The organism is Bogoriella caseilytica, from assembly GCF_003752405.1.
Lineage (GTDB): Bacteria > Actinomycetota > Actinomycetes > Actinomycetales > Actinomycetaceae > Allobogoriella > Allobogoriella caseilytica.
This window is the reverse complement of sequence record NZ_RKHK01000001.1, coordinates 1,838,870-1,863,010: the sequence shown is the minus strand read 5'-3', so window position 1 is coordinate 1,863,010 and position 24,141 is coordinate 1,838,870. Positions and strand designations below refer to the sequence as shown.

Below are 24,141 nucleotides of genomic sequence, written 5' to 3'. Positions count from 1 at the left end.
GTACAGATCAGCACCGCCACCGACGTGACTCCCATATACCCCTGGGGGTATTGTTGCGCGCATGACGACACCTTCGATCGGCGCCCGCGTACGCGCCCTGTTCCGCCGCCAGCAGGGCGGCAGCACTCTCGGTTCCTCGGTCAGCGCCACGCAGGCCATGGAGCTGGTCCGCGACGGAGCCGCACTCATCGACGTCCGCGAGAGCCACGAGTGGCGCGCCGGGCACGCACCACAGGCGATCCACATCCCCTTGGCTAAGCTCGACACCGCCCACCGGCGCCTGCCTGCCGACTCCCCCGTGCTCGTGGTGTGCGCGAGCGGGATGCGGTCGCGCACGGGCGCGAAGAAGCTGCGCTTCGCCGGTTTCGAGGCAGCCAGCGTCAGCGGCGGGATGATGGCGTGGGAGCGCTCCGGAGGGGCGGTGCGGCGATGACCGCCACCGCGGCGGCAACGTCACGCCCACGCAAGCGCATCGTCATCGTCGGTGGTGTGGCCGGCGGCATGAGCGCCGCCGCACGCGCGCGGCGCCTGGACGAGCACGCCAAGATCGTGGTTCTCGAACAGGGCGAGTACGTGAGCTTCGCCAACTGTGGCCTGCCATACTCCCTTTCCGGTGAGATCAGCTCCCGCGAGGACTTGCTCCTGCACACCCCGAGCTCGCTCAGCCGCACGCTCAACCTCGATGTGCGAACCGGCCACCGCGTGACCTCCATCGACCGGGAACGCTGCGAGGTCACCGCCAACCGTGCCGGTGGCACGGAGCGGTTCTCCTACGACGCCCTGATCCTTGCTCCGGGGGCGGTAGCCGTGCGCCCGCCGATCGACGGGCTCGACCACCCAGCCGTGCACACCCTGCGCACCATCCCCGATCTCGACGCCGTCCAGGAAGCAGTGGCCGCAGCGCTCCGCGACCGCGAACCGGGAGCTGGTGCGCCGCAGGCCGTGGTCATCGGGGCCGGCTTCATCGGTCTCGAGGCCGTCGAGGCGCTGGTGGGGCGCGGCCTGCACGTCCATCTCGTCGAGCTCGCCGACCACGTCCTGCCTCCGCTGGATGCCGAGCTCGCCGCGCTGCTCGCCCAGGAACTCACCGCACACGGCGTCACCCTGCACCTCGGCGTCTCCGCCCAGGCGGTCACGGACGCCGCGGACGGCACCACCACGGTGGCGCTGTCCGACGGCACGGACCTGCCGGCTGACCTCGTCGTGGTCAACGTCGGCGTCCGGCCCGCCAGCACACTGGCCGAGGAGGCCGGCCTGGAGCTCAGCGCCCGCGGCGCGATCCGGGTGGACGGCGATCAGCGCACCTCGGATCCGCACATCTGGGCCGTCGGAGACGCCGTGGAGGTCCGCCACGCCGTGACCGGCGCCCTGGGGAGTGTGCCGCTGGCCGGGCCCGCCAACCGCCAGGGACGGCGCGCCGCCGACTCCCTCAGCGGGCACCGCACGACGCCGCAGCAACGCGTGCTCGGCACAGCCATTGTGCGAGTCTTCGGGATGACGGCCGCGGTGACCGGGGCGAACCAGTCCACCCTGCGCTCGGCCGGCATCGAATACGAGGTGGTGCGAGTCCACGCCGGCCACCACGCGGGCTACTTCCCGGGCGCCGAACAGCTTCACCTCGTGGCGAGCTTCGCCCCGGACGGCCGACTGCTCGGCGCGCAGGGCGTGGGCCGGGACGGTGTGGACAAACGGATCGACGTCCTCGCCACCGCCCTGCGCGCGGAGATGACGGCCGACGATCTCGCCGAACTCGAGCTCGCCTACGCCCCGCCCTACGGTTCAGCGAAGGACGCGGTGAACATGCTCGGTTTTGTCGCCCAGAACGCGCTGGACGGGACCATGCCGCAGTGGCACCCCGAGGAGCTTGAGCAAGTCCGCGCACACTCCCTCGTGCTGGATGTCCGCTCAGCCGAGGAGTACGCCGCCGGCCACCTCGACGGCGCGCTGCACCTGCCACACACCGAACTGCGTGACCGCCTCGACGAGGTGCGTGCCGCGGCCCGGGGACGTTCGGTGGCCGTGCTCTGCGCGAGCGGCGTGCGCTCCTACCTCGCCGTGCGCATCCTGCGCGGAGCGGGCATCGATGCCCGCAGCCTCTCCGGCGGCTGGAACACCCTGCGCTCCCTCCAGACCGCCCCTGCACCGTCACTCGCGCCCAGAGTGGTTCAACGACCACGTCGCCCTGCGGAACTGCCAGACCTGAGCAACCGAGCAGCCGCCCCGCCGCTCACACCCCAGCCGGACGGCGCCGCGCCCAGAGCAGCACCGGAATGAGCAGCAGGGCCAGCACGCCGCCCGCCAGCGAGAGGGTGCCGTAGCTGGTCGCGGACATCACGGCCCCCGAGGCCACGCCTCCGCCCGCTCCGGCGAGCGCGATCAGCACGTCGATACTGCCCTGGGTGCGGGCGCGATTGGCGGGCACCGTGCCGTCCACGACCAGCGCGGTGCCGGCGATGACGCCGAAGTTCCATCCGATGCCCAGCAGTGCCAGCGCCAGGATCAGCAGGCCGAGGGAGTCACCGGGCGCCACCGCCGCCACGACGCCGGCCAGCAAGAGGGTGACGCCGGAGGCGAGCGCCACAGCCGTGCGGCCGATCTTGTCCACCAGCACGCCGGTGAGCAGGGAGGGCAGGTACATCGCGCCCACGTGGATGCCGATCACCAGGCCTACCTCACCCAGGTCGTGGTGGTGGGCGCGCATGTGCACCGGCGTCATCGTCATGATCGCCACCATCGAGATCTGCGCGAGCACCATGACCGCGGCGCCCACGTAGGCCCCCGTGGCGGGCGGCGGCGACTCTTCGGGCGGCTGGCCCGCCACCGGCGGGCCAGCCGCGATGACCTCCAGCTCGCGCGCCACCAGGAAGGGGTCCGGGCGCAACAGGGCCAGGAGTGCCAGGCCGGCCGCGAGGTACGCCACCCCGGCCAGCAGGAAGGGCCCAGCCAGCGCCGGGATGCCCAGGCCGGTGGCGAGCGTGCCCAGCGGCTCCACGAGGTTCGGGCCCGCGACGGCGCCGAGCGTGGTCGAGACCAGCGCCACGCTCACCGCGGTGCCGCGCTGGGCCGGGAGCGCCAGGTCGGTTCCGGCGTAGCGGGCCTGCAGATTGGCCGCCGTCCCGGCCCCGTAGATGAACAGCGCCAGGAACAGCAGCGGCGCACTGCCGAGCACCGCGGCCACCACCACGCCCGCGGCGCCGAGCGCCCCGGCCGTGAAGCCCAGGCCCAGCCCGAGGCGCCGGCCCAGGCGCTGAGTGAAGCGCCCGATGAGGAAGGCGGACGCAGCCGAGCCCACGGTGAACAGCGCCGTGGGAAGCCCGGTGAGCCCATCCGAGCCGAGCATGTCCTGCGCCAGCAGCGCACCCACGGTGATGCCGGCCGCCAAGCCGGCACCACCGAGCACCTGGCTGAGGACGACCACGGCCAGGGTGCGCCGATGCAGGCGCTGCTGCGCCGCCTCATCGACGGCGAGCGCCTGGGCGATCTGCTGTGTGCCAGAGCCCTGGCTCGGGCTATCCACGGGAGCGCGCATCGTGCTGCATGGCGGCCCGGTAGGCGCCGGGGGCCCGTCCGCAGGTGCGGGTGAAATGGGAGTAGAACGTGCTCTGCGAGCCGAAGCCGGCCGCGTGTGCCACGTCCACGGTGGTCATGGACGTCCCGATGAGCAGGCGCTGTGCCTCGGCCACCCGGCACCGGGTGAGATAGGTGCCGATGGTGCAGCCCACCGTCTGCCGGAAGAGAGTCATGGCGTAGGTGGGATTGAGGTGCGTGGCAGCCGCGACGTCGGCGGCGGAGATCGGCTCGCGGAAGTGCTCGGCGACGTACCGGGCGATGGCCACCGCCGTGCTCATCTGCTCCGGACCGCCCCCGCTGACGTCCTCACCGGTGGACGCCGCATCAGCGTGATGCAGCACCCGCCGCACCAGGGCCTGCACCTCCAGCAGCGCTGCGGTGGCGTCCTCCTCGAGCAGATCGGCCTGCCAGGTGGCGAACTGGGCCGCCAGGTCACACCTGACCACCTCGGCGTCCAGCACCAGCGGCGTCGAGCGCAGCAGCACGGCCAGACCCTCCGCCGGTAGAGACCAGCTCAGCGCGGTGGCCAGGGGGATGTGCACCCAGCTCACCTCGCCGTCGTGCGCCACCGGCTCGGTCAACCGGTGCGGGGTGGCGCCCCAGAACACCGCGATCTCCCCGGGGCCCACGCGCACGTGCGTGCCACCGAAGAGGTACTCCAGCTGCCCGGACTCGACGAAGTTGAGTTCGATGTCGTCGTGGCGGTGCGGGCGTTGCATAGGCAACGGCGCCCCGTGCCGCGCCCACAGGGCAGGGGGCACCGTGACGACGTCGTCGTCGACCGTTCCCATGCCCCCACGCATGGGGCGAGCCTACGGCAGCACCTGAGGATCCTGGAAGATCGCCCACAGAATCCGGAAGGACTGCCCTCTGGCTCATCCCTAGTGTGAGTCGCATGACACATTCGAGGATGAATGGGGTCAAAGTCGCCCTCATCGGTGCTGGCGGCTTCGTGTTCCCCTTCCGGCTCATCGGAGACCTGCTGAGCTTCCCTGCCCTGCGCGACGCCCAGCTGTGCCTGATGGATATCGACAGTGAGCGGCTGGCCAATGTGGCCGGTGCTACCCGCGAGCTCGTGGCTCACCACGGCTTCCCCACCCAGGTGCAGGAGACCACCGACCAGCGCGAGGCGCTACGCGACGCCGACATCGTGATCATCACCTTCCAGGTCGGTGGCGTGGAGGCCTACCGCCACGACGTGGACATCCCGCGCCGCTACGGGGTGGATCAGACCGTGGGCGACACGGTCGGGCCCGGCGGGGTGTTCCGCTTCCTGCGCTCGGTCCCCGCCTACCGGGCCCTGGCCGAGGATGCCCGCGAACTCTGTCCGGAGGCGCAGTTCATCAACTACGCCAACCCGATGGCGATGGCCACCGCGTACCTGAACGCCCAGGGCCTGCGCACCGTGGGCCTGTGCCACAGCGTGCAGGGCACCACCCGGATGCTGGCCCGCACCCTCGACGTCCCCTACGACGAGGTGAGCTACCGCTGCGCCGGCATCAACCACCAGGCCTGGATCCTGGAGTTCCGGCGCGGCACGGAAGATCTGTACCCGCGCCTGCGCGAGACCATGCTCGCCCGGCACCAGCCGGGCCGCGGCGCGCAGGATCTCGTCGCCGACGACGGCGACCATAGCGGGGCCGCCGACGCCGCGAGCACCTACGAGGGCGGGAACGAACAGGTCCGGACCGCGATCATGGACGCCTTCGGCTACTTCCAGACCGAGTCCAGCCACCACGCCTCGGAGTACCTGCCCTACTTCCGCAAGAACCCCGCTCTGGTCGAGGAGTTCATCCCCCAGCGGTGGGACTACTACGAGATCTGCGCCGCCCACGACGTCACCGGGGATCTCAGCGAGCAGCTCACTGCCCTGAAGGACCACCTCGCCCCCTCGGTGGAGTACGGCGCGAGCATCGTCAACTCGATCGTCACCGGGACCCCGAGCGTGGTCTACGGCAACGTGCCCAACCACGGCGCAATCATCGAGAACCTCCCCGCCGATGCCTGCGTGGAGGTGCCGTGCCTGGTCGACGCGAACGGGGTCCAGCCCACCGCCCAGGGCGAGCTGCCACCGCAGCTGGCGGCGCTGAACCGCACCAACGTCAACGTCCAGACCCTGGCCGTGCGCGCCGCGCTCACCGGCGAGGTCGAGCACGTCCACCACGCCGTCGCCCTCGATCCGCTCACCGGCGCGCAGTGCACGCTCCAGCAGATCCGCGCGATGACCGAGGAACTTCTCGAGGCCCACGCCGCCGCCCTGAGCGAGGTCTTCCCCCGCCAGCACGCTGCCCCGGCCGCCGGGCCGGCCCGACCCTGATCTTCTCCAGGCCACTCTCCGAAAGGACACACATGACCATCTCCATCGGTTTCGCCGGCGCCGGGCAGTTCGCCGGGACCTTCATGAACCTCTTCGATCTGCACCCTGACGTCCACGCCGTCTACGCCACCGACGTGCTCCCCGGGCGCGCCGAGGAACACGTGGAGCGCTACGGCCTGGCCGGGACCTTCCCCGACTTCGAGGCCATGCTTGCCTCCGACGTCGATGCGGTGGCCATCTTCACCCAGCGCTGGACGCACGGGCCGCTGGTGCTGCAGGCCCTCGAGGCCGGCAAGCACGTCTACTCCGCGGTGCCCATGGCACTCACCGCGCAGGAGATCGAGGACATCATCGCCAAGGTCGGTGAGACCGGCCTGACCTACATGATGGGCGAGACCAGCTACTACAACCCCGCCGTGGTCTACGCGCGCCAGAAGATCGTCTCCGGCGAGTGGGGCCGGGTCTTCTACTCCGAGGGCGACTACGTCCACGACATGGACAACGGCTTCTACGCCGCCTACCAGTTCAGCGGCGGTGAGGACTGGAAGGCGACCGCCAGCTACCCGCCGATGCTCTACCCCACGCACGCCGTGGGCGGTGTGCTCGGCGCCGTGCCCACCCACGCGGTGAGCGTGAGCTGCATCGGGATCCCGGACGACCGCGGCGACGGCGTCTTCGACCGGCAGGTCTCCATGTTCGACAACGACTACTCGAACATGTCCGCGCTCTTCGAACTCGCCGATGGCGGCGTCATGCGCACCAACGAGTTCCGCCGCGTGGGCCACCCGGCCGCCGCTCACGAGTCCCGGTTCCGCTTCTACGGCACCGACGGCGTCATGGAGCAGACCTCGACCTCCGCGAGTGAGAGCGACCGGAACACCATCAGCGACATCGGCGACCTGTTCCGCACCAGGATCGACGTCGACGCCGATTCCGCGGAGTACCAGAACCTCGACCCCGCCCTGCTGAACAGCTTCCGCAGCGGCACCGCGCCGGTCCACGACCGCAGCCGGCTCCCGCAGTCCTACGAGGGCGCCAGCAACGGGCACGAGGGCTCGCACCACTTCCTGGCCGATGACTTCGTCCGTGCGGTCACCACCGGCACGATGCCGCCGGTGAACGCCTGGGTCGCGGCCCGCTTCACCCTGCCGGGCATCGTCGCCTTCGAGTCCGCGCGCCGCAACGGCGAGCGCCTGCCCATCCCCGACTTCGGGAACGCCCCCGAGTAGGGAGCACCATCCAGCATCCGGTCGTCCGCAGTGTCAGGACGCCGCCGTCGTTGACAAGGGAGTCACCGTGGCCACCACTACCGAAGACGCCGTCCCCCGGTCCGTGCCCGAGGGGGTGAAGAAAAGACGCGACGATTCCCGGCTGGCCTGGCTGTTCATCCTACCCGCGCTGATCGGCCTGCTGCTGTTCTACTTCTGGCCCCTGGTGCGCGGGATCGCGCTCAGCTTCACCTCCTGGGATCTGCTCTCTCCAGCGCAGTTCATCGGAGCAGAGAACTACGTACGGATGGTCCAGGACCCGGTGTTCTGGAACGCCGTGCGCGTGACGCTGTACTACGTGGTGCTGAACATCGGCATCCAGACGGTGGTCGCGCTCGTCATCGCGGTGCTGATGCAACGACTCACGCGCTCGGCGATGCTGCGCTCGCTCATCCTGGCCCCCTACCTGGTCTCGAACGTGGTGGCCGCCCTGGTGTTCTTCTGGATCCTCGACTTCCAGCTCGGCATCGGCAACCAGCTGCTCGAATGGATCGGGCTCAGCCGCATCGGCTTCTTCACCACCGAAGCCTGGGCGATCCCCACCATCGCCGGCGTGAATGTCTGGCGACACATGGGCTACACGGCCCTGCTCATCTTCGCCGGGCTCCAGGCGATCCCCAGCAACCTGTACGAGGCCGGCCGCGTGGACGGGGCCTCGGAGGTACGCATGTTCCGCTCCATCACCGTGCCGCTGCTGCGACCCATCCTCGGCCTAGTGCTGATCATCTCGGTGATCGGCTCCTTCCAGGTCTTCGACACGGTCTCGGTCACCACCGGCGGCGGCCCGGTCAACGCCAGCCGGGTGCTGCAGCTGTACATCTACGAGAACGCCTTCGCCGAATTCAACTTCGGCTACGCCGCGGCCCTGAGCGTGGCAATGCTCGCCATCTTGATCGTGGTGACCTTCGCCCAGTACCGCGTCACCCGCGCCGGCCAGACCGACCTGAACTGAGGGGGCAGACATGACTCAACTTCATGGCACCGCCGGCCTGGGCGCCGAAGCCGTCGCCCGGCGCGAACCCGAGAATCCCGCGGAGCAGAAGCGCCCGCGCCGCCGCCTGAGCCTGGGCCGCGTGGCCGCCTGGGCGGTGATGATCGCGATGCTGCTGATCACGATCTTCCCCTTCTACTGGATGCTCCGCACCGCACTGTCCAGCAACAGCGCCCTGTACGCCAACGCCACCTCGCTGCTGCCCGTCGACTTCAGCTGGGGCGGCTTCGAGCGGGTCTTCGGCCTGCAGACCGTGGACGAGGCCATCGCCCAGGGCGGTTCGGGAGCGCAGCTGAACTTCTGGCTGTACCTGCGGAACTCGGTGATCGTGGCCACCGGCATCACGGTGTGCCAGGTGTTCTTCTCCGCCATGGCGGCCTACGCCTTCTCCCGGCTCCGCTGGAGGGGCCGGAACCTGGTCTTCAGCGCCTTCCTGCTCTCGCTGATGGTGCCGATCATCTTCACCCTGCTCCCGAACTTCCTGCTCATCCGGGATCTCGGCCTGATCGACACCCTGTTCGGCATCATGTTGCCGGGGTTGTTCATGGCCCCCTTCGCGATCTTCTTCCTCCGGCAGTTCTTCATGAACGTGCCGCTGGAGATCGAGGAGGCGGCGCTGATCGACGGGGCCTCCAAGGTGCGGGTGTTCTTCGCCCTGATCATCCCGATGTCGGCCGCCCCGATCGCGACGATCTCGATCCTGACCTACATCACCGCCTGGAACGACTACTTCTGGCCGCTGATGGTCTCCTACACCGACGACTCCCGCGTGCTGACCGTCGCCCTGGGCGCCTTCAGCGCACAGAGCCCGCAGTCGGGGCCGGACTGGTCCGGTCTGATGGCCGCCACGCTGGTGGCCGCCCTGCCGATGATCGTCCTGTTCTCCCTGTTCGCGAAGCGGATCGTCAACTCCATCGGCTTCACCGGAATCAAGTGAGGTTTCAGCCATGAGCTCTACGCGACACTCCCCCGCACGCCGCCCGCGCCGGCTCCGGCGCCACCTGGCGGGTGCCGCCCTCAGCGCCGCAGCTCTCGGGCTCGCCGGTTGCGCCGGCGCCGCCGTTCCCGGCGGCGAGGGCGACGTGGCCATCGACTACTGGCTCTGGGAATCCGTGCAACTGCCCGGCTACCAAGCCTGTGCGGACGCTTTCGAGGCGGAGAACCCGGACATCAACATCCGGATCACGCAGTACGGCTGGGGCGACTACTGGGAGAAGCTCACCGCGAGCATGGTGGCGGGGGCGGGCCCGGATGTGTTCGCCGACCACCTCACTATGTACCCGGAGTTCGTCAGCCGCGGAGTGCTGCTGCCCTTCGACGAGATGGAGGCCACCAGCGACTTCGACGGCGGCGACTTCCAGGAGGGCCTGGCCGAGCTCTGGGAGGGGCCGGACGGCCGGCAGTACGGGATGCCGAAGGACTTCGACACCATCGCGATCTTCTTCAACCACGACGTGCTCGAGGAAGCCGGCATGACGGCGGAGGACCTGGAGGGCCTGGACTGGAACCCGGAGGACGGCGGCACCTTCGAGGAGGTCATCGCCCACCTCTCCATCGATGCCGAGGGCGTGCGCGGGAGCGAGGAGGGCTTCGACCCGGACAATGTGGTCACCTACGGCCTCGCCTCCGGTGGTGCGGGCGGGGACGGCCACGGTCAGACCCAATGGTCCTGGCTGGCTGCGTCCACCGGCTGGGTCTACACCGACGAGCCGGTGTGGGCCGAGGAGTACAACTACGACGACGAGCGTGTGCACGAATCTCTCGAGTGGCTCTTCGGGCTGGTGGACAAGGGCTTCATGCCGTCTTTCGCCGAGGTCGGAACCTCACCGAACCCGACCCAGCAGCTGGGTTCCGGAGCGGCGGCGCTGTCACCGAACGGCTCGTGGACGATCAGCAGCTACACGCTGCTCGAGGGGATTGATCTGGGTGTCGCCCCGCTGCCCGCCGGACCGGTGGGCCATCCGGTCTCCATGTACAACGGGCTGGGCGACTCCATCAGCGCGCAGACCGATCACCCCGAGGAGGCCGCAGAGTGGGTGGCCTTCCTCGGCTCCGAGGAGTGTCAGGTGCTGGTCGGGGAGCAGGGCGTGGTCTTCCCCGCCCATCCGGCCGGCACCGAGGCGGCGATCGAGGCCTTCGGCGAGAAGGGCATCGACGTCGAGCCCTTCACTGACCTGGTCGAGGAGCAGCACACCGTGCTGTTCCCGGTGACCAACTACGGCTCGGAGATCGGTTCGATCCTCAGCCCGGTCCTGGACGCGATGTACATCGGCAGCGCGGACTCCTCGGACCTGACGGAGGCGAATGAGCGGATCGCGCGCCTGTTCGACTAGGCGGCCGATGCGCGTAGTGGGCGGTCATGGTCTTGCGGCGAGCATCTGCGGGACCTTGGATTGGGCTTGCAGGAAGGAATGGAGATCGCGGTCAAGCATGGCAGCGAGCCTCATCGTGTCCTCATGCGCTTCCTGGGCTGTCCGCCGGATGCCCTGGCCCGGTAAGGGGAAGCCGTTGACCAGTGGTTCGTGGTGCGCCACCCGATTGCGAAGCTCGTTCAGCCTGGACACGACGGCCAGCGCGTACTCCCTGTTCCACCGTTCACCATCGGCCTTGGCCTGGGCGCGCCCACCAGGGAAAGCCTTGTCGAGGACGCCCCTCCACAAGACCTCGTAGTCGCATCGGATCCGGCGGGGATGCTTGCCCGCGTGGTCGCCCTTGTCCAGGAGTCCGCGCCAGAATCCGAACATGCACTGGGCCACCAGCTTGCCTGGCGTCTTCGGGCCCCTGATCTGTCCCCACGCCTTGGCCAGAGTGTTCATGGAGCGGTCATCGAGTGGCATGTCGAGGTTCGCGTACCAGCGGGTGCCCCACTTGGCTTCGAGCTGAGAAACCATCGCATTGCGCAGAGCAACTTCGAGGATCGCCAGATCGCTCAAGAATGCCACCGCGAGCTCGCGGTCCCACAAGTAGAGGTCTCGCGCTCGATCTGGATCTCCGGCGACAGCGGCGAGGTACGTCTGCATCCGCGTCGGTGTGATCGAGCGGTCCAACGCGGTGACGTGGTGGGCGGGCATCGACAATGGACGGCGCCTCCTGGTCGTTGTATGCTGAGAGAGAAGTCCCCGGCACACGCCTCTGTCGAACACGAGTCGGCATGCAGCCGGGGTTTTTCTTTGCCCATTCTAGGTGTGATGTTCAGGGAGGTTGGTCAGTCGGGTGACTGGTGGTCGTCCTCCGGTTGAGGAGTGGGGACGGTGGTGATTGTAGAAGTGCAACCACTGCGGCAGGGCGTCGCGGCGCTGGGTCTCTGAGGTGTAGAAGCGGGCGTAGGCCCATTCCTCGGCCAGAGTGCGGTGGAAGCGTTCGATTTTTCCGTTGGTCTGGGGCCGATATGGCCGGATTCTCTTGGCCTTGATGCCAAGCTCGGCGCAGGCGTGAGCCCACAGCCGCGAGCGGTAGGCAGAGCCGTTGTCGGAAAGGACCCGCTCGACGGCGATCCCGCGCTCGGCGAACCAGGCCACTGCCCGGCGCAGCACGGCTGTGGCGGTGGTGGCCTTCTCATCGGCGTGGATCTCGGCGTAGGCGATCCGGGAGTGGTCATCGATGACCGTGTGCACGTAGCCCCGGCCCAGGCGTGGTGAGCGGTGGAGGGTTCGCTGCCCGGTGCGCTGAGCGGTGGATCGGCGGTTCTTCCCTCCCTGTTCACGCCCGAGGTAGCGGTGTCCGCCGCCGTCGGGGATGTTGCCGAACTTGGTGACATCGACGTGGATCAACGAGCCGGGGTGGTCGTGTTCGTAGCGGCGGATCGCTTCCCCGGTGACCCGGTCGATTCGGGAGAGCCGGTTCAGCCGGCAGCGCACCAGCACAGCGTGAACGGTGCTGGCCGGCACGCCCAGACGCCCAGCGATCTGGACCGGTCCCAGGCGGTGACGCAGCCGCAGCGAGACGATCCGGCGCACCACCTTCTGCGGGGTCTTTGAAGGGCACTGACGCGGGCGCGAGGACCGGTCAGCCATCCCGGCCACCCCTTCGGCGCGGTAGCGCTCAGCCCACTTCCTCGCAGTGTTGGGCGAGACCATGAACATCCGCGCTGCCGTCGTGGGGCTCCAGCCATCGTCAACGATCAGACGCGCCAGGCGCGCCCGGGCACGAGGGGTCAAAGCAGCGTTAGCGTGGGACACGAAGGCCTCCTGGTTGTGAAGCGGTTACTCGACATCTCCACTTCACAACCGGAGGCCTTCACCTCTCAGCAGGCCACGCCGCCCCAGCCCGAACAACCTCCCTGAACATCACATCTAGGCCGCCATCACGCGCCACTCGCCGCCCGCGGCTACGCGAGCGGTGGAGCCGCGAGCGAACTCCAGCCGGCCACCGGCGAGGTCCAGCACGAGGGTCGCCTTGGTCTCGGAGCGATCCTGCGGCGGCTTCGCCGGATCGGCGACCACGTTGATCGGGGCGGCGGGCAGCCGGCCGAAGGCCTCGGCCCGCTCGCGGCCCTGCTCGATCGCGGCGAGCTCGAGGGCCCCGCTCAGGCAGTCCAGGCGCTTCCAGGAGGTCGAGGTCGACTCCGCTCGCTCGCCGACGGCCAGCTCCGCGTCCAGGAAGTGGTTGGTGTGCGTCAGGGTCTGCCCCGGCGTCACAGCGATCACTGCCACCCCGGCCGGGCTGATCTCGATGGAAGCGGCCTCCGGCACGCGCCGGCCGGTGCCCGGCTCGGTGCCGTTGGTGGTGGCCACGGTGATGACCGTGGAGGCGCTCACCGGCAGTGACCGGGCAATCTGCGCGGCCTCGGCCACGGTGGCGGCCTGCTCGAGGATCAGGCGGGCGATGACGTGCACCGGCACCCCTCCCCCGCTCACGACGAGGCCGTCCCGGCCGGTCTGGCCGTCGCGCTCGTGCAGCAGGATGTTGAAGTGCACGCCCAGACCGCGGGTGTTCACCCCGATCTTGGCGGGCTGGCCGAACTCGCAGAAGCTCACCACTCGCACGCCGTCTGCGGTGCTGTGCCGCCGCACCAGCATCTCCTGCGAGGTCGACTCCAACCAGTCCCAGGTTTGCAGGGTGCGCGGCGCTGCGTGCTCATCGTCGGGCAGGTGCACGATGGTGGAGCACTCGGCCGCCGGGCGCTGCTTGTGCGCCAGGATCTCGGTGCGGGAGGTGAGCATCCACAGGTCCTCGAGCGCCAGCGGCGCACCGTCGATCCCGGTGGCGCCGGCGGCCGCCGCCCCGGTGGCCATGGCGTCGAGTTCCTCGGCCAGATCTGGGGCGTGCTCCAGGGTGGCTGCCCGGCAGGCGGCAGTGACCTGGGAGACGACGTCGGCGCCGATGCTGTTCAGCTCGTAGAGCCCGCGGTACTCGGCCACCGCGGTGGTGAGCCGACCGGCCCAGGCGCGGCCGTACTCCTCGCCGAGGCGGGCGGGTGAGAGTGGCTGGTCAGCATCGGCGGGCGCGGTCCATTCGTGGATGGTCATGCCGCCCATTGTCTACCGGCTGAAATCGATGACCAGCCGGCCCCGCACGCCACCGGCTTCGAGCCGGGCATGGGCCTGCCCGGCCTCGGCCGGTGCCACCGCATCCGCCACCCGCAGGGTCAGCGTGCCGTCGGCGGCGAGCGCACTGAGGCCGGCGAGCATCTCGCGTTCCTCAGCGATACCGAAGACCCACACCGGATGGACCTGCAGTCCACGCTGGCCGTCTCCGCGATAGCCGCGCACGGTGGCCACCGCGCCGCCGTCCTTGACCGCGGGCAGGACGTGCTCGTCGAGCACGGCGCCGTCGGCCAGGCCGTCCACGCCCTCGGGGAACCGTTCCCGGATCCGGGCGGCGACGTCGGTGCCGCGCCGCACGATCTCGTCGGCGCCCAGGGAGCGGATCAGCTCCTCGTCCGCCTCGGCGGCGTCGGCGATCACGTGCAGGCCCTCGTGCTTGGCCAGCTGGATGACATAGCCGCCGTAGGCTCCGGCCGAGCCGGTCACCGCGAGCACCTGGCCGGGCTCGAGCGCCAGGAGGTCGAGGGTCTTCCGCGCGGTCATCGCGTTCATGGGCAGCGTCGCGGCGGCGATGTCGTCGTGGCCGGCCGGGGCCGCGACCACCGATCCCTGCGGCAGCACCACGTCCTCGCGGTAGGCGCCGTGCTCGTCCTTTGGGACCACCACCGCCACCACCCGGTCGTCGACCTGCAGGCCGGTGTCGACTCCGGGCCCGATCTCGGTAAGGACGCCGGCCACATCCATGCCGGGGACGTCTGCGATCCCCGCCGGGGTGCCGGTATTCGAGCGCGCCCCGTTGCGGACGAAGGTGTCCGTCGGGTTGATCGCCGCGGCGGCGACCTGCACCCGCACCTGGCCTGGTCCGCATTCCGTGGTGGGGAGGTCGAGAACCTGCAGGGCATCGGGGCCGCCGTACTCGGTGACGCCGACGGCGCGGGTCATGCGTGTGCTCATCGTGCTCCGTCCATCGCGGTGCTGGTGCTCCTCCACCGTAGACCGCACTCCCGGCGCTCGCGATACCGTCACAGGAACGCTCGCGCCGGCGAGCGTCAGGGATCGCGCCCCCACGAACGGAGTCAGCTGTGAGCGAGTACGAGACGATCGAGGTCCGCACCGAGAACCGGGTGGGCTATCTGACCCTGAACCGCCCGAAGGCGCTGAACGCGCTGAACGAACAGCTGGTGCGCGAGCTCGCCGCCGCTGCGATCGCCCTCGATGGCGACGAGAACATCGGCGCGATCGTGATCACCGGCTCGGAGAAGGCCTTCGCCGCGGGCGCTGATATCAAGGAGATGGCCCGCAAGGACTACACCGACATCGCCGCGAACGGCCTGTTCGAGGACATCCGCGCCCTGGACCGCCTGCGCACCCCCACCATCGCCGCCGTCTCCGGCTACGCACTCGGCGGTGGCTGCGAGCTCGCCATGGCCTGCGACCTGATCATCGCCGCGGATTCGGCCACCTTCGGGCAGCCCGAGATCAACCTCAGCATCATCCCCGGGCTCGGCGGCACCCAGCGCCTGCCCCGGGCCATCGGCGCCTACAAGGCGGCCGATCTGGTACTCACGGCGCGCACCATGGACGCCGCCGAAGCCGAGCGTGCAGGCCTGGTCTCTCGGGTGGTGCCGGCCGCGGAGCTGTTGAGCACCGCTACCGAGGTGGCCGAGACGATCGCCGCGAAGTCGCTGCCCGCCGTCTATGCGGCCAAGGCTGCCCTGAAGGCCGCCCAGGAGGGCTCCCTCGCCGGTGGGCTGAGCTTCGAGTCCCAAGCCGCAGCGGGCACCTTCGCCCTGGAGGATCAGACCGAGGGGATGACGGCCTTCGCGGAGAAGCGCAAGCCCCACTTCCAGCACCGCTGACCGGGGTGGCGGCACAGGGAGGAACGATGACGCTGACCGTGGCGGTGGCACAGTACGCACCCGGTGAGGACAAGGCCGTCAATCTCTCGACCATCGCGGAGCTCCTCGCCCAGGCGGTGGAACGCGGTGCGGAGCTGGTGATCCTGCCCGAATTCGCCGTATTCGCGGCGTCAGCCATGGACGACCGCTTCGTCGACAGCGCCGAGCCGCTCCAGGGCCCCACCGTCGCGAGGTTGGCCGCACTCTCCGCCGAGCACGGCCTCACCCTGGTGGCCGGCGTCAACGAGGCCGCCGGACGGGGGCGCATCCACAATGCGCTGGTCGCACTGCAGGGCGGTCAACTGGTGGCCGTCTACCGCAAGGCCCACCTGTACGATGCCTTCGGGTACCGCGAATCCGACCGGGTGCTCGCTGCGGACCCGCAGGCCACGGTGCTGGACGTTAACGGGTACGGCGTGGGGCTGCAGACCTGTTACGACCTGCGCTTCCCGGAGAGCTCCCGGGCACTGGTCGATGCCGGCGCGGAGCTCCTCGCCGTCCCTGCGGCCTGGGCGCCCGGCCCGCTGAAGGAGTTCCACTGGAACACCCTGTTGCGGGCCCGGGCCATCGAGAACACCGTCTACGTCCTCGCAGCGGATCAGACCCCGCCCGCCGGCATCGGCAACAGCATCATCCTCGACCCCATGGGGGTGGCCCTGGCCGCGGCCGGCGAGGCCCCCGGGCTGGCGGTGGCAAGACTCGAGCGTGCCCGTCTCGCGCAGGTGCGGGAGATCAACCCGGCGCTGAAGGCGCGCCGCTACCGGGTGGTCCCGCGCAGTGAGTAGGCACGCCGCAGGAGCGGCTCCAGGCTCGGGCTTGGGGTTCCCGGGCTTCGGGAGTGAGCGCTAAGCCCGCAGGCTCGCCAGCGCCTCCGCGCCCTGGCGCAGCACGCTCTCCTGCTTGACGAAGGTGAACCGCACCCACGAGCGCAGCAGCTCATGGGTCGGTGAGCCGGCCGCGCAGAACGCGCTCAGCGGCACGGCGACCACGCCGGCCAGTTCGGGCAGTCGCCGGCACAGCTCGGCGGCGTCGGTGAACCCCAGCGGCGCGGCGTCGGCGGCCACGAAATAGGTTCCCTCCGGGCGCACCGCAGCGAAACCGGCGGCGTCGAGGGCCCCCAGGAGCAGGTCCCGCCGGGACTGCAGAGAGGCGGCGAGCGCGCCGACGTACTCCCGCGTCGCGCCGTCGTCATCCGCGAGCGCGACGGCGACCGCGTGCTGGAAGGGGCCGGAGGTCGCGTAGGTGAGGAACTGCTTGACCGTGCGCACCGCGGTGACCAGTTCCGCGGGGCCGTGCAGCCACCCCACCTTCCACCCAGTGAAGGACAGGGTCTTGCCCGCCGAGGAAATGGTCAGGGTGCGCCCGGCTGCGGCAGGAAGGGTGGCGATGGGGACATGGGCCACGCCGTCGTAGGTGAGGTGCTCGTAGACCTCGTCGGTGACGATGACGGCGTCGTGCGCCGCGGCCTGCTCGGCCAGCAGGGTGAGGTCCTCGGTGCGCAGGACGGCACCGGTGGGGTTGTGCGGGGTGTTGATCAGCACCAGGCGCGTGCAGTCGGTGAAGGCGGCGCGCACCTGCTCGGCTTCGAGGGTGAAGCCCTGCGGCCCGGGGCGCATCGGGATGGTGCGGTGAGTGGCGCCGGCCATCGCGATCGAGGCCGCGTAGGAGTCGTAGAAGGGCTCGAGGGTGAGCACCTCGTCGCCGGGCCCGGCGAGCGCCAGGATCGTGGCCGCGAGCGCCTCGGTGGCCCCAGCGGTGACCAGCACCTCGGTCTCCGGATCGACGGTGAGCCCGTAATGGCGTTCCTGGTGTGCGGCCACGGCGTGGCGCAGCTGCGGGATCCCGGCTCCGGGCGGGTACTGGTTGTGGCCCTCGCGGATCGCGGCGATCGCGGCCTCGCAGAGATGCACGGGGCCGTCGACGTCCGGGAAGCCCTGGCCGAGATTGACCGCACCGGTGCGTATGGCCAGCTCGGACATCTCCGCAAAGATCGTCGAGGCCACGGCGCCGGAGGGCGCGAGCAGGCCGGCTCCGCGGGCGACGTCGAGCCACCGGTCACTGCGCATGCGGCATCCTCCCACGCCGGCTCCGCCCGGCCACGGATCCTTCGGGCCGGGGCGCTGCCGAGGGCTCAGGCCTCCAGCAACAGGGCCTCGCCCTGGCCGCCGCCACCGCACAGGGCCACGGCGGCGCGACCTCCCCGCGCGTGCAGCTGGTGCGCGGCGTGCACGGCCAGGCGGGCGCCGGAGGCCCCGATGGGGTGGCCGAGCGAGATGCCGCCGCCGTGGATGTTCACCTTCTCGTGCGACAGGCCCAGTTCGCGCGCGGAGACGGCGACCACCGCGGCGAAGGCCTCGTTGATCTCCACGACGTCGAGGTCCTCCGGCCGCCATCCCTCCTTGCCCAGTGCCGCGGAGATGGCGCGGGAGGGCTGGGACTGCAGGGAGGTGTCCGGGCCGGCCACCTGGCCCCAGGCGCGCACGGTAGCCAGCACGGTGGACCCTGCGGCCTCCGCTCGTTCCCGGGTGGTCAGGACCAGCGCGGCGGCGCCGTCGGTGATCTGCGAGGCGTTGCCCGCGGTGATCGTGCCGTGCTCGGCGAAGGCGGGACGCAGTCGCCCGAGGGCTTCGGCAGTGCTGTCGGCGCGGATGCCCTCGTCGGCGCCGACCACCACCGGCTCGCCGCGGCGCTGCGGGATGCGCACCTCGGCCAGCTCGTCGTCGAAAGCCCCCGCGGCGGTGGCGGCCGCGGCGCGCTGGTGGGAGCGGGCGGCGATCTCGTCCTGTTCCTGGCGGGAGACGAATGCGGCGCCGTCGTTGTGCTCCTCGGTCAGCAGCCCCATGGCACGCCCGTCGAGGGCATCGGAGAGCCCGTCGCGCGCGACGGTGTCGATCAGGGTCGCGTCGCCGTACCCCAGGCCCAGACGCGCCCCGGGCAGCACGTGGGGCGCGTTGGTCATGGATTCCTGGCCGCCGGCGAGCACCGCGGTGGCCTCACCGGAGCGGATCAGGCGGGCGCCGTCGATGATGGCGGTCAGGCCGGAGAGGCACACCTTGTTCACGGTCACTGCCGGCGTGGCCAGGGGGACCCCGGCCTGGACGGCGGTCTGCCGGGCCGGGTTCTGCCCGGCGCCGGCCTGGAGGACCTGCCCAAGGATCGCGGCGTCGATCTCCTCCGCGGCGAGGCCCGAGCGTTCGATGGCGGTCCGGGCCGCCACTACCCCGAGGTCGACGGCCGACTGGGTAGCCAGCGCGCCACGGAAGCGGCCGAGCGGCGTGCGCGCGGCCGAGACGATGACGACGTCGTGCGGCGTGGTCATGAGTGGTCGTACCAGCCCTTCCCGGACTTCTGGCCGTAGTGGCCGGCATCGTAGAGCCGCTGCACATCGGGGTGGGGGGCCGGGTCGTCGCCGTCAGTCATGTCATGCATGGCCACCTGGATGTCGTGGACGACGTCCAGGCCGACCAGGTCCATCAGTTCGAAGGGGCCCATCGGGTGGGCGAGGCCAAGCTTGGCAGCGGCGTCGATGTCCTCGATGCTCGCCAGGCCCTGGGCCTGCAGGGCCACGGCCTCGTTGAGCAGCGCCATCATCAGACGGTTGGCCACGAAGCCGGGCACCTCGGCGTGCAGGCGGACCGCATGCTTGCCGATGCCCTCGGTCAGGCGCAGCACCGTCTCGATGGTGGCCTCCGAGGTCTGGTCGTTCGGGACGACCTCCACCGCCTGCATCACCAGCGCCGGGTTGAAGAAGTGCATGTTGCACAGCCGGTCCGCGCGGCCGGAGGCCTCGGCGAGCAACGAGGAAGGGATCGAGGACGAGTTCGTGGCCAGGATGGTGTGCTCCGGCGCCGCGGCGCCCAGGCGGGCGAAGACCTCCCGCTTGATGTCGAGGCGCTCCGAGGCCGCCTCGACCACCAGATCGGCGGTGGCGGCAGCGTCCTCGAGATTTGCGGTCCAGCTCATCCTCCCAATAGCGGCCTCGGCGTCGACAGCCTCAATCGCCCCCTTCTCCGCCAGGCGGCCCACACGCTTGCGCACCACGGCCTGCGAACGCTCCAGCGCGTCCTCACTGATGTCCTGCACGGTCACCGGATGGCCCGCCAGGGCGAAGACCGCCCCGATCTGCGTACCCATGGCCCCGGCTCCGACGACGAGTACTCGCTCTTGTCCCATGCGACCAGGATGCTTGCTCGCGCGCGACGGCGCAGGGGAACCGGCGATTGATACCTTGCGGGTATCTCAGGGCACCCGACTTCGGTATGCACGGTCTGAAAGCTCTGCCTCCGGAGCAGAAGTTGGCGAGACTACGAGCAGTCGAATCCCAGGAGGATCCCGTGGCGCACGCCAACCCGAGCGACCTGCTCCATCTCGACTCCGAGTTCTCGGAGTCGGAACTGCACACCCGTGACCGCGTGCGCAGCTTCGTCGATGAGCGCATCCGCCCGCACATTGCCGGCTGGTTCGCCGACGCCGTCTTTCCCCGTGAGCTGATCGGGGAGTTCGCAGACCTGGGTCTGCTGGGCATGCACCTGCAGGGCTATGGCTGCGCGGGACGCTCAGCGGTGGAGTACGGGCTGGCCGTGCAGGAGCTCGAGGCCGGCGACTCCGGTCTGCGCACCTTCGTCTCGGTGCAGGGCTCCCTGGCGATGTCCGGGATCCACAAGTGGGGCAGCGAGGAACAGAAGCAGGAGTGGCTGCCGAAGATGTCGGCCGGGCAGGCCGTGGGCTGTTTCGGGCTGACTGAGCCCGGCGCCGGCTCCGACCCGGGCGGCATGACCACGCGCGCCGTCAAGGACGGCGACTCCTGGGTGCTCACCGGCGAGAAGCGCTGGATCGGGCTGGCCTCGATCGCCGATGTCGCGGTGATCTGGGCCAAGGTAGAAGACGCGGAGACCGGTACCGACCGGGTGCACGGCTTCCTGGTGCCGACGGCCACCGAAGGCTTCCACGCAGTGGACATCGAGCCGAAGCTGTCCATGCGCGCCTCCATCCAGTGCGACATTCACCTGGACGCTGTGCGCCTGCCCGCCGAGGCGATCTTGCCGGGCGGGTCCGGCCTTCGTGCGCCGTTCTCGTGCTTGAACGAGGCCCGCTACGGCATCGTGTGGGGGGCCATGGGTGCTGCTCGGGACAGCTTCCAGGCTGCGCTGGAGTACTCCCAGCAGCGCGAGCAGTTCGGCAAACCGCTGGCCTCCTTTCAGCTCACCCAGCAGAAGCTCGCGAACATGGCCCTGGAGATCACCAAGGGCCAGCTTCTCGCCCTGCGCATCGGCCGCCTGAAGGACGCCGGCGCACTCGAGCACCAGATGATCTCTGCGGGCAAACTGAACAACTGCCGCGTGGCCATCGACATCGCCCGTGAGGCTCGCACGATCCTGGGCGGCAATGGTGTGACGCTGGACCACTCGCCCTTCCGGCACGCGAACAACCTCGAATCGGTGCGCACCTACGAGGGCACCGACGAGGTACACACCCTGGTGCTCGGCCAGCAGATCACCGGCCACGCGGCCTACCGCTGATGGCAGCCGACCTCACCGACCTCGACGCTCTCGCCGCGCAGGCCACCGGGCCACTGGCCGGGGTGGTGGTTGCCGATCTCTCCCGGGTGCTGGCGGGACCGTACTGCACGATGATGCTCGCCGACCTCGGTGCGCTGGTGATCAAGGTCGAGAGCCCGCGCGGTGATGACACCCGCACCTGGGTGCCGCCCGAGCGGGACGGCGAGGGCACGTACTTCCTCTCGGTGAACCGCAATAAGCACTCCATCGCGCTGGACTTCTCCGACGAGGGCGATCTCGCCCTCGCCCACCGGATCGTGCGCCGCGCCGATGTGCTGGTGGAGAACTTCAAACCCGGGGGCCTGGCCCGCTTCGGGTTGGACTACGCCACGCTGAGTGCCGAGCGCGCGGACCTCGTCTACGCCTCGATCACCGGCTTCGGCACCGCCGAGGGAGTGGATCTGCCCGGATACGACCTGGTCGCCCAGGCGGTCTCCGGCCTGATGGATCTGACCGGCCAACCCGACGGCGAGCCCACCAAGGTGGGGGTCGCGCTGGTGGATGTGATCACCGGGCTGCACTGCCTGACCGGGATCCTCGCCGCCCTGCACCGGCGCAGCGCCACCGGGCTCGGTGACCATCTACAGGTGGACTTGCTCTCCTCCGCGCTGTCCGGGTTGGTCAACCAGTCCGCCGCGGCGGTGATGGCTGGGGTGACGCCCTCGCGGATGGGCAACGCCCACCCGAGCCTGTACCCGTATGAGCCCTTCCCGACGGCGGACAAGGACCTGATCATCGCGGTGGGCAACGACCGGCAGTTCGTGCGGCTCTGCGAGCTGCTCGAGGTGCCCGAGCTGGCTACGGATGAGCGCTTCGCCACCATGGGGGCGCGGAATCGGCACCGAGACACGCTGCGACCGCTGCTGGCTGCACGCCTGGCCGCTCGCGGGGCCATGGACTGGTTCGATCGGTTCCGTGCGGCCGGGGTGCCCTCGGCGCCGATCCTGACCGTGGCCGAGGGCGTGGACTTCGCTGCGGATCTCGGCCTGGAGCCGGTGGCGGTGGCCGGAAACGGCGAACGCCGCATCCCCACGGTGCGCCATCCCGTGCGCTTCGACAGCTCCGAGGTGGACTACCACCAGGCACCCCCGCGCCTCGACGCCGACCGGGACCGCGTGCTGCGCTGGCTGGGAGCTGAGACACACTAGGTTTTCCCTGTGCGACAGCAGAGCGAGCAGCCCGACCGATCCCTCCCGATCTGGGCGCTCCTCATCCTCGTGATGGTCCTGGTGGGCATGGCCATGCCGATCCAGAGCCGGGTGAACACTGCACTTGCCGCCGAGATCGGCTCCGCCACGCTCGCAGCGACTATCAGCTTCCTCACCGGACTGCTGGTGATGATCGTGGTCACGACCACCACGTCCACTGGCCGCCGGGCGGTGCGGCGGGTCCGTCCCGCACTGCGTTCGGGTCAGGTGCGTTGGTGGTACCTGCTCGCCGGATGCGTGGGAGCCTACTTCGTCCTGACCCAGACGCTGACGGTCGGCTTCATCGGCGTCGCCGTCTTCTCGGTGGCCGTCATCACCGGCCAGACCGTCGGTGGTCTGCTGTGGGACCGGATCGGCCTGGGACCCGCCGGCAGGAAGATGATCAGCCCGTTCCGCGTACTGGGCGCCATACTCACCCTCGTGGCGGTCGCCTGGACCGTCTCACCCCATCTCACCGCGGCTGGGCGCGGCGTCGACTGGCTCATCCTGGTGCTTCTCCCGGCCGCAGCCGGTTTCCTCAACTCCGGCCAGCAGGCGCTCAACGGCCGCCAGGCCGCCGCCTACGGCCCGGTACCGACCACGTTGATCAACTTCCTGACCGGCAGCACCGTGCTGTTGGCCGTGTGGGGCATCCAAGCCGTCGCCACCGGCATCGGTCCGGCCCTCTCGCCGGTGTGGTGGCATTACCTCGGCGGGCCGCTGGGGATCGTCTTCATCGGTGCCGGTGCGGTGCTTGTCGCCAAGGTGGGAGTGCTGGTGACGGCCATGGGCATGATCGCGGGGCAACTCGTCGGGTCGCTGGTTCTCGAGGTCGTCGTCCCCACCGCCGGCTCCATCGTCGCCTTCGCCACCGTGGCGGGCACGGGACTAACCCTGGTGGCCGTCGTCCTGGCCTCGTTGCCAGACATCCGCCGCTCGCGCGCTCAACCCTGACTACGCTCGCGGCGCCTCGCCGCCGGGCTCGACCGCCTAGGCCAGCTCAGCCACCGCGGCCAGGGCGGGGTTCTCGTCCCCCTGGCGCCAGGCGAGCCGCACCTTCACCTCCCCGGGCTCCGGACCCAGCCGGCGGAAGACCACGTTCTCGGCCGGCACACGGTCGCGCACCCCGGAGAAGGTCAGCGCGATGCCCATCTCGGCACCGACGAGCAGCATGAGCGTGGCGGAGTCCGGAGCTACCTGCACCACCCGCGGGAGGAACCCCCCGGCGACGCCGAGCAGGTTCAGCCGGTTCGGCAAGGTGGCGGCGCTGCGCCCGGGCAGTACGATCCAGGGCTCCTCAGCGAGCTCCGTCACCGGCACGATCTCGAACGTGGCCAGGCGGTGGCCCGCCGGCACGGCGAGCAGCAACTCCTCACGGGCCAGCACACGGGAGTCGACCTCAGCGGGAAGGAAGTCCCATCGACCGATCACCAGGTCCAGTGAGCCGTCGGTGACCTTCTCCAGACCACGGTGGGAGAACTGGGAGCTGAACAGCTCCAGCGCGATGCCGGGGCGCTCCTGGCGCACCCGCCGCGCCAGCGGCCCCACGAGATGGCCCACCGACGGGCCGGCGTAGCCCAGGCGTACGCGCCCGATCATGCCGCCCTGGGTGCGTTGCACGATCTCCTTGATGCGCTGGGACTGCATGACGAGCTCCCGCGCCGGCTCGACCAGCGCCTCGCCCTGCGGCGTCAGGGCGACGCCGCGGGTGCTGCGGTCGAAAAGGGCGGCGCCCAACTCGGCTTCGATCTTGCGGATGAGCCGGCTCAGTGGCGGCTGGGCCATGTGCAGGCGCTGCGCAGCGCGGCCGAAGTGCAGCTCCTGGGCCAGGGTCAGGAAGGCCTGGGCCTGGTGGACGTCCAGGCC

Annotated in this window: 22 protein-coding genes; 12 read left to right on the top strand and 10 right to left on the bottom strand. The window is 70.1% G+C overall.

Translation table 11 applies throughout. From position 1 onward, the window contains the following. The first annotated feature begins 61 nt into the window (after window positions 1-61). Together EDD31_RS08295 and EDD31_RS08290 are read left to right on the top strand one after the other, a co-directional pair. Entirely contained in the window at window positions 62-433 is a 372-nt protein-coding gene (locus EDD31_RS08295) for a rhodanese-like domain-containing protein (protein WP_123303729.1), read from the top strand. Then, window positions 430-2,274, top strand: coding sequence for an FAD-dependent oxidoreductase (locus tag EDD31_RS08290; protein WP_123303728.1), 1,845 nt, complete (start codon window positions 430-432; stop codon window positions 2,272-2,274). Before EDD31_RS08295 ends, EDD31_RS08290 begins: the two co-directional genes overlap by 4 nt. Here the strand turns inward: EDD31_RS08290 and EDD31_RS08285 are convergent. Further along, window positions 2,228-3,529, bottom strand: a complete 1,302-nt coding sequence (locus tag EDD31_RS08285) for an MFS transporter (protein WP_123303727.1) — start codon at window positions 3,527-3,529, stop codon at window positions 2,228-2,230. The two genes, EDD31_RS08290 and EDD31_RS08285, sit on opposite strands and share 47 nt — an antisense overlap. After that, window positions 3,510-4,373, bottom strand: a complete 864-nt coding sequence (locus EDD31_RS08280) for a helix-turn-helix domain-containing protein (RefSeq protein ID WP_123303726.1) — start codon at window positions 4,371-4,373, stop codon at window positions 3,510-3,512. The genes EDD31_RS08285 and EDD31_RS08280 overlap by 20 nt, the downstream gene beginning before the upstream one ends. 92 nt (window positions 4,374-4,465) lie before the next feature. On the opposite strand from EDD31_RS08280, the gene melA reads away from it, so the two are divergent. From melA to EDD31_RS08255, 5 genes are all read left to right on the top strand, one after another. Continuing rightward, window positions 4,466-5,887 (top strand): alpha-galactosidase, encoded by a 1,422-nt coding sequence (gene melA, locus EDD31_RS08275; RefSeq protein WP_123303725.1) that lies wholly within the window; start codon window positions 4,466-4,468, stop codon window positions 5,885-5,887. Between the two features lie 32 nt (window positions 5,888-5,919). Beyond that, window positions 5,920-7,116 (top strand): Gfo/Idh/MocA family protein, encoded by a 1,197-nt coding sequence (locus EDD31_RS08270; protein WP_123303724.1) that lies wholly within the window; start codon window positions 5,920-5,922, stop codon window positions 7,114-7,116. Window positions 7,117-7,183: 67 nt separating this feature from the next. Further along, entirely contained in the window at window positions 7,184-8,107 is a 924-nt protein-coding gene (locus EDD31_RS08265) for a carbohydrate ABC transporter permease (RefSeq protein WP_123303723.1), read from the top strand. 10 nt (window positions 8,108-8,117) lie between these two features. After that, window positions 8,118-9,083 (top strand): carbohydrate ABC transporter permease, encoded by a 966-nt coding sequence (locus tag EDD31_RS08260; RefSeq protein WP_123303722.1) that lies wholly within the window; start codon window positions 8,118-8,120, stop codon window positions 9,081-9,083. A gap of 10 nt (window positions 9,084-9,093) precedes the next feature. After that, a complete protein-coding gene (locus EDD31_RS08255; protein WP_245991066.1) occupies window positions 9,094-10,479 on the top strand; it encodes an ABC transporter substrate-binding protein in 1,386 nt (461 codons plus the stop codon). 24 nt (window positions 10,480-10,503) lie between these two features. Here EDD31_RS08255 and EDD31_RS08250 read toward each other — a convergent pair whose 3' ends face one another. The 4 genes from EDD31_RS08250 to EDD31_RS08235 form a co-directional block, all read right to left on the bottom strand. Further along, entirely contained in the window at window positions 10,504-11,217 is a 714-nt protein-coding gene (locus EDD31_RS08250) for an Abi family protein (protein ID WP_483964264.1), read from the bottom strand. A 108-nt stretch (window positions 11,218-11,325) separates the two neighbouring features. Beyond that, window positions 11,326-12,324 (bottom strand): IS481 family transposase, encoded by a 999-nt coding sequence (locus EDD31_RS08245; protein ID WP_123303721.1) that lies wholly within the window; start codon window positions 12,322-12,324, stop codon window positions 11,326-11,328. 114 nt (window positions 12,325-12,438) lie between these two features. Then, window positions 12,439-13,614: a C45 family autoproteolytic acyltransferase/hydrolase gene (locus EDD31_RS08240; protein WP_148058906.1), complete on the bottom strand. Its 1,176-nt coding sequence runs from the start codon at window positions 13,612-13,614 to the stop codon at window positions 12,439-12,441. 12 nt (window positions 13,615-13,626) lie between these two features. After that, window positions 13,627-14,586: an NADP-dependent oxidoreductase gene (locus EDD31_RS08235; protein ID WP_123303719.1), complete on the bottom strand. Its 960-nt coding sequence runs from the start codon at window positions 14,584-14,586 to the stop codon at window positions 13,627-13,629. 128 nt (window positions 14,587-14,714) lie between these two features. Between EDD31_RS08235 and EDD31_RS08230 the strand changes: the two genes are divergently transcribed. Beyond that, window positions 14,715-15,491, top strand: a complete 777-nt coding sequence (locus EDD31_RS08230) for an enoyl-CoA hydratase-related protein (RefSeq protein WP_123303718.1) — start codon at window positions 14,715-14,717, stop codon at window positions 15,489-15,491. Window positions 15,492-15,517: 26 nt separating this feature from the next. After that, window positions 15,518-16,315, top strand: coding sequence for a carbon-nitrogen hydrolase family protein (locus EDD31_RS08225; RefSeq protein ID WP_123303717.1), 798 nt, complete (start codon window positions 15,518-15,520; stop codon window positions 16,313-16,315). 60 nt (window positions 16,316-16,375) lie between these two features. Here EDD31_RS08225 and EDD31_RS08220 read toward each other — a convergent pair whose 3' ends face one another. The 3 genes from EDD31_RS08220 to EDD31_RS08210 all read right to left on the bottom strand — a co-directional run bounded on the left by EDD31_RS08220 (window position 16,376) and on the right by EDD31_RS08210 (window position 19,703). Beyond that, entirely contained in the window at window positions 16,376-17,596 is a 1,221-nt protein-coding gene (locus EDD31_RS08220) for an aminotransferase class I/II-fold pyridoxal phosphate-dependent enzyme (protein WP_123303716.1), read from the bottom strand. 65 nt (window positions 17,597-17,661) lie between these two features. Continuing rightward, window positions 17,662-18,849 carry an acetyl-CoA C-acyltransferase gene (locus EDD31_RS08215; protein WP_123303715.1) on the bottom strand — a complete coding sequence of 396 codons (1,188 nt, stop codon included), beginning with the start codon at window positions 18,847-18,849 and terminating at the stop codon, window positions 17,662-17,664. After that, the gene (locus EDD31_RS08210) at window positions 18,846-19,703 is read right to left on the bottom strand and encodes a 3-hydroxyacyl-CoA dehydrogenase family protein (RefSeq protein WP_123303714.1); all 858 of its coding nucleotides are present in this window, start codon (window positions 19,701-19,703) and stop codon (window positions 18,846-18,848) included. The genes EDD31_RS08215 and EDD31_RS08210 overlap by 4 nt, the downstream gene beginning before the upstream one ends. 161 nt (window positions 19,704-19,864) lie before the next feature. Here EDD31_RS08210 and EDD31_RS08205 point away from each other — a divergent pair, with 161 nt between their 5' ends. The 3 genes from EDD31_RS08205 to EDD31_RS08195 are packed head-to-tail and all read left to right on the top strand — an operon-like array spanning window position 19,865 to window position 23,229. Continuing rightward, the gene (locus EDD31_RS08205; RefSeq protein WP_245991062.1) at window positions 19,865-21,049 is read left to right on the top strand and encodes an acyl-CoA dehydrogenase family protein; all 1,185 of its coding nucleotides are present in this window, start codon (window positions 19,865-19,867) and stop codon (window positions 21,047-21,049) included. Next, complete coding sequence (locus tag EDD31_RS08200; protein WP_123303712.1) at window positions 21,049-22,236, top strand: CaiB/BaiF CoA transferase family protein; 1,188 nt, start codon at window positions 21,049-21,051, stop codon at window positions 22,234-22,236. The genes EDD31_RS08205 and EDD31_RS08200 overlap by 1 nt, the downstream gene beginning before the upstream one ends. A gap of 9 nt (window positions 22,237-22,245) precedes the next feature. Beyond that, window positions 22,246-23,229: a DMT family transporter gene (locus tag EDD31_RS08195; RefSeq protein WP_245991060.1), complete on the top strand. Its 984-nt coding sequence runs from the start codon at window positions 22,246-22,248 to the stop codon at window positions 23,227-23,229. Between the two features lie 36 nt (window positions 23,230-23,265). On the opposite strand, the gene EDD31_RS08190 is transcribed toward EDD31_RS08195, so the two are convergent. Next, a complete protein-coding gene (locus tag EDD31_RS08190; protein ID WP_123303711.1) occupies window positions 23,266-24,138 on the bottom strand; it encodes a LysR family transcriptional regulator in 873 nt (290 codons plus the stop codon). Between the last annotated feature and the right edge of the window lie 3 nt (window positions 24,139-24,141).